Below are 4947 nucleotides of genomic sequence, written 5' to 3'. Positions count from 1 at the left end.
TCCGAGATCTCGGCGCTGCGCAGCGGACGGAGCATGCCGCGCTGATGAAGATTCAGGTCGAACAGACCGTCGGTGACGGCCACCGAAACCGTCGCGCCGTCGAACGCCGCGGCCACTGCGCGGGCGACCAGTCCACCGACCATCACGACGAACGCCGCGGCGGCAGCCCGGCCGGGGACTCCACCCGGGACCGCGGACGCGGCGGTGCGCACCGCGTCGCGGACACGCTCGAGCTCCACCTTGTCCGCGATCCGGCCGAACACGCCCCTGCCGCTGCCGTCGTCGGTGGCTGCCCGCGCCGCGCCGTAGGCCAGGACCAGGTGCGGGGCGATGTGGCGGGCGGTCCTGTTCCTGCCCTCGCGGGCGGCCTCCTCGGTGACGGTCGCGATGTCGTCGATGCCGAAGAGCCGCAGTTTGGTCCGCAGGCGGATGCCGTGCTTGCGGGACACCGCGTCGCCGTCGTCCCAGACGAGCCGGACGGCGTCGATGTCGCGTTCACTGCGCACGGCGAACGCCTGGACGCTGCGCGCCGCTGCCGTGGCGACCTCGTCGACGCTGTCCAGAGCGACCACCTCGTCGGCGATGATGCTGCCGTCATCGGTGTCGACGAGTACCCAGACAGCGCTCGTCGACGTCAGTGACAAACCCAGTACCACGTGCATGACTACTCCCAGACGTTTGCCGGTGCTGGCCCTTTATCGGCAGGTGTGCTGAGGATGTTACGCACGCCACAGCGTCAAATCTCCGGGCTACCGCGCAGGTCAGCTGCGTGCGGCCTCCAGTGCTTCGTTGAATGTCGCGCTGGGGCGCATGACCTCGGTGATCTTGTCCGGGTCCGGGTAGTAGTAGCCGCCGATGTCGACGCTCTGCCCCTGGACCGCGTTGAGCTCGTCGACGATGGTCGACTCCTTCTCCGCCAGCGTCTTGGCCAGCGGCGCGAAGTGCTCGGCGAGTTCCTTGTCCTCGGTCTGTTCGGCGAGCTCCTGCGCCCAGTACAGCGCGAGGTAGAACTGGCTGCCGCGGTTGTCGAGCTCCCCCGCCTTGCGTGACGGGCTCTTGTTGTTGTCGAGCAGCTTGCCGATCGCCGAGTCCAGCGTCTTGCCCAGCAGCTCGGCCTTCTTGTTGCCGGACTTGGCACCCATGTCCTCGAAGGATGCGCCCAGGGCCAGGAACTCGCCGAGCGAGTCCCAGCGCAGGTGGTTCTCCTCCAGCAGCTGGCTCACGTGCTTGGGTGCGGAGCCGCCCGCGCCGGTCTCGTACATGCCGCCACCGGCCATCAACGGCACGATCGAGAGCATCTTGGCGCTGGTGCCGAGTTCGAGGATCGGGAACAGGTCGGTCAGGTAGTCACGCAGGATGTTGCCGGTGACCGCGATGGTGTCCTGCCCGCGGATCACCCGCTCCAGCGTGTACCGCATCGCCCACACCTGCGGCAGGATCGTGATCTCCAGACCGTCGGTGTCCTCCTCCTTGAGGTAGGTCTTCACCTTCTTGCGCAGCTCGTTCTCGTGCGGACGTTCGTCGTCCAGCCAGAACACCGCGGTCATGCCGGACTGCCGGGCGCGGTTGACGGCGAGCTTGACCCAGTCGCGGATCGCGGCGTCCTTGACCACCGGCATCCGCCAGATGTCGCCCTCCTCGACGTTCTGACTCAGCAGCACCTCGCCGGTGTCGATGTCGACGATGTCCGCGACCCCGTCCTCGGGGATCTCGAACGTCTTGTCGTGGGAGCCGTACTCCTCGGCCTTCATCGCCATCAACCCGACGTTGGGGACGGTGCCCATCGTCGTCGGGTCGAACTGGCCGTGGGTCTTACAGAAGTTGATGATCTCCTGGTAGATCCGGGAGAACGTGGACTCCGGGTTGACGGCCTTGGTGTCCTTGGTGCGGCCGTCGGCGCCGTACATCTTGCCGCCGAGCCGGATCATCGCCGGCATCGACGCGTCGACGATCACGTCGCTGGGCGAGTGGAAGTTCGTGATGCCGCGGGCCGAGTCGACCATGGCCAGCTCGGGACGGTGCTCGTGGCAGCGGTGGATGTCTTCGATGATCTCCTCGCGCTGCGACGCGGGCAGCGACTCGATCTTGTCGTAGAGATCGGACATGCCGTTGTTGACGTTGACGCCGAGCTCGTCGAAGAGCTTCTCGTGCTTGGCGAACGCATCCTTGTAGAACACCTTGACCGCGTGGCCGAACACGATCGGGTGGCTGACCTTCATCATGGTCGCCTTGACGTGCAGCGAGAACATCACGCCGGTCTTGTAGGCGTCCTCGATCTGCTCTTCGTAGAACGCGATCAACGCCTTCTTGCTCATGAACATGCTGTCGATGACGTCGCCCTCCTCGAGGGCCACCTCGGGCTTGAGCACCAGCGTCTCGCCGCTCTTGGTGGTCAACACCATCTTGACCTTGCGGTCCTTGTCGAGGGTCATCGACTTCTCGCCGTGGTAGAAGTCGCCGGTCTTCATCGTCGCGACGTGGGTACGCGAGGCCTGCGACCACTCGCCCATGCTGTGCGGGTGCTTACGGGCGTACTCCTTGACGGCCTTGGGTGCGCGGCGGTCTGAGTTGCCTTGGCGCAGCACAGGGTTGACCGCACTGCCGAGCACCTTGGCGTACTTCTCCTTGATCGCCTTCTCTTCGTCGGTCTTCGGGTCACCCGGGTAGTCCGGCAGGTCGTAACCCTTGGCCCGGAGCTCCTTGATCGCGGCCAGCAGCTGGGGCACCGACGCGCTGATGTTGGGCAGCTTGATGATGTTGGTCTCCGGCAGCAGCGTCAGGTCGCCGAGTTCGGCCAGGTTGTCCGGCACCTTCTTCTCGTCGGGCAGGCGGTCGCTGAACTCGGCCAGGATGCGTGCCGCCACCGAGATGTCGCTGGACTTGACGTCGATGCCGGCGGCCGAGGCGAAGGTGCGGACCACCGGCAGGAAGGCGTAGGTCGCAAGCAGCGGCGCCTCGTCGGTCAGCGTGTAGATGATGGACGGCTGCTCGGCGCTCATTGTGGTCTCCCGCGTCAGTTTCGGTCAGTTGTCAGGCACCTCTCCGGCGAAGCCTATCCAACCACTCCGTCCCGGGGACCTGTAGGACGGGCGCTAAGCCGGCACCCGGGCAGGCCGGGTGTGGCCGTTGGGACACGGTGCCGTCACGGTTGGCCACCGATCCGGTGCGCTGCGGCCGGGAGGGCCGCGGCTGCTGGCGGCCGGCTGTTCTCCGGCGCCCGCGCCCGAGGGTGCGGCAAACGCGGCGGCGGTGGCGCCCGCGCGGTCGAGACGATCCCCCCGAATCAGTACGGCTACGTCGTCGTGCAGACCGCCGCCGGTGACACCCAGTGCATCGTCGAGACGACGTTCATCGGATGTGAGACCGACGGATCCAACTGGCAGCAGCACGTCGACGGCAGCGGGCCCTGAGTGGACGGCAACCTCGGTGCCGTGGCGCCGACGACATTGGCGGACAAGACATATCGCGCACTCGGCTCGACCATCCTGACGACCCCGACAGGGCTGCATTTCACCAGCGACAAGACCGGGCACGGTGCCGTGGTCGGCGTGCAGAGCGTGCGCCCGTTCTGATGGGTTGACGCTGCGACACTTCACGGATCAAATGGCTGTCATGCAGAAGGTGTCGATCGAAGCGCTGGCCCGTCAGCAACTGGAGAAGGCGATGGCCACCGGCCGCAACGCCGCCGACACCGTGGTGGGCGGCCACGAGCGGGTGTTGCGGCAGACGGTGATCGGCATGCCCGCCGGCGCCGAACTCGGTGAGCACGAGAACCCCGGCGAGGCGTCGCTGTATGTGCTCAAGGGTTCCGTGCGGCTGGTGTGCGGAGACCAGCAGTGGGACGCCCGCACCGGAGATCTGTTGTTCATCCCCGACGCCCGTCACTCGGTGGTGGCGCTGGCGGATTCCTCGCTGCTGCTCACCGTCGCCAAGCTGCCCTAGCCTGCCGGGTGCTCGAGGTTGACCAACCGCTCGGCGACATCGACGAGTTTGGTGTTGGACTCCTGGGAGATCTTGCGTAGCAGCTCGAAGGCGGTGATCGCATTGATGCCGAACCGCTCCATCAGCATGCCTTTGGCCTGACCGATGATGTCCCGGCTGGCCAGGGCGCTGTGGAACTGTTGCTGACGGCGTATCGCGTTCCACGCCACCGTGATGTGGGCGGCGTAGATCAGACCGAGCTCGACCGATTCCTCGTCGAAGGCGCGCGCCGATTCCGCGTAGAGGTTGAGCGCGGCGACCCGCCTGCCGTCGTTGTACAGCCGGAAGGCCAGGATCGACCGCACCGGGGTACGCCGTATCGCCGCGTCCCGGTAGCGGGGCCAGCGCATGTCGGTGCTGAGGTTCTCGACGCTGATGGTGTGCTGACTCCACGCGGCCGACAGGCAGGGCCCCTCCCCGACCTCACGCTGAACGTCGTCCAGCAGGCTGGGATACGGGTGGGTCGCCGCCATCGTCTCGATACTGTCCCCCACCGCGGTCACGCAGGCGTACTGCGCTCCGGGCACCGAATCGACCGTCACCGCGTTGAGTTCCCTCAGGACGGGCTCGAAGTCGAGGACGCCCTGACATTGCATGCTGTCGACCAGCTCCACCACGTCGTAGAGATGCCGCCGTTCATCCGACAACTCAGGCCGGGGGCCGTCGACCAGCCCGGGCTTCCCGTTCGCGCGCGCACGGTGATCCATCGAGGAACCTCCCTCTCCCGATCAGGCACCTGTAGGACGGAAGCTGCCGGGTCGAAGTCACCACCCCCCACCATAGAGCGGCGGCGCCGGCGGCGAAGCGCGATCGCGTTGCCGGCATTTGCCACCTCTGCCGGGCCCAGGCCAATCCGTCGCCGATGATGTGCAGTGCCCCGAGGTCGATGCGGATCCGCTTGTCGCCGACGACGCCGGTGGCGTCGCTGAACACGATGCCGGTCTGGTCGGCGGCGAACACGTGCCA

The 4947-nt window shown here is 66.7% G+C and carries 6 protein-coding genes and 1 pseudogene; 3 read left to right on the top strand and 4 right to left on the bottom strand.

Annotated elements, in window-relative coordinates; translation table 11 throughout:
* A pseudogene (locus tag ASJ79_RS34105) lies at positions 1–662 on the bottom strand (hypothetical protein); the annotation flags it as partial.
* A gap of 99 nt (positions 663–761) precedes the next feature.
* On the bottom strand, positions 762–2999 hold the full coding sequence (locus tag ASJ79_RS18650; protein WP_067958277.1) for an NADP-dependent isocitrate dehydrogenase: 2238 nt from the start codon (positions 2997–2999) through the stop codon (positions 762–764).
* Between the two features lie 120 nt (positions 3000–3119).
* Here ASJ79_RS18650 and ASJ79_RS34100 point away from each other — a divergent pair, with 120 nt between their 5' ends.
* The 3 genes from ASJ79_RS34100 to ASJ79_RS18645 are packed head-to-tail and all read left to right on the top strand — an operon-like array spanning position 3120 to position 3942.
* Entirely contained in the window at positions 3120–3410 is a 291-nt protein-coding gene (locus ASJ79_RS34100) for a hypothetical protein (RefSeq protein WP_231750922.1), read from the top strand.
* A 21-nt stretch (positions 3411–3431) separates the two neighbouring features.
* Positions 3432–3572: a hypothetical protein gene (locus ASJ79_RS34095; RefSeq protein ID WP_231750921.1), complete on the top strand. Its 141-nt coding sequence runs from the start codon at positions 3432–3434 to the stop codon at positions 3570–3572.
* A gap of 40 nt (positions 3573–3612) precedes the next feature.
* Complete coding sequence (locus ASJ79_RS18645) at positions 3613–3942, top strand: cupin domain-containing protein (protein ID WP_067958280.1); 330 nt, start codon at positions 3613–3615, stop codon at positions 3940–3942.
* On the opposite strand, the gene ASJ79_RS18640 is transcribed toward ASJ79_RS18645, so the two are convergent.
* Both ASJ79_RS18640 and ASJ79_RS34090 read right to left on the bottom strand, forming a co-directional pair.
* Positions 3939–4577: an ANTAR domain-containing protein gene (locus tag ASJ79_RS18640; RefSeq protein WP_369803709.1), complete on the bottom strand. Its 639-nt coding sequence runs from the start codon at positions 4575–4577 to the stop codon at positions 3939–3941. The two genes, ASJ79_RS18645 and ASJ79_RS18640, sit on opposite strands and share 4 nt — an antisense overlap.
* 52 nt (positions 4578–4629) lie before the next feature.
* Positions 4630–4947 (bottom strand): hypothetical protein (locus ASJ79_RS34090; RefSeq protein WP_156448522.1); only part of this gene is annotated, 318 nt, incomplete at its 5' end.

The sequence above is a fragment of the Mycobacterium sp. NAZ190054 genome (genome assembly GCF_001545925.1).
GTDB lineage: Bacteria > Actinomycetota > Actinomycetes > Mycobacteriales > Mycobacteriaceae > Mycobacterium.
The sequence above is the reverse complement of the archived record's forward strand: the minus strand, read 5'-3'. Positions and strand labels throughout refer to the sequence as shown.

Bases quoted from the DNA above. Each gene is read 5' to 3' on its own strand.
- ASJ79_RS18650 (WP_067958277.1), bottom strand. From the start codon at position 2,999: ATGAGCGCCGAGCAGCCGTCCATCATCTACACGCTGACCGACGAGGCG.
- ASJ79_RS18645 (WP_067958280.1), top strand. From the start codon at position 3,613: ATGCAGAAGGTGTCGATCGAAGCGCTGGCCCGTCAGCAACTGGAGAAG.
- ASJ79_RS18640 (WP_369803709.1), bottom strand. From the start codon at position 4,577: ATGCAATGTCAGGGCGTCCTCGACTTCGAGCCCGTCCTGAGGGAACTC.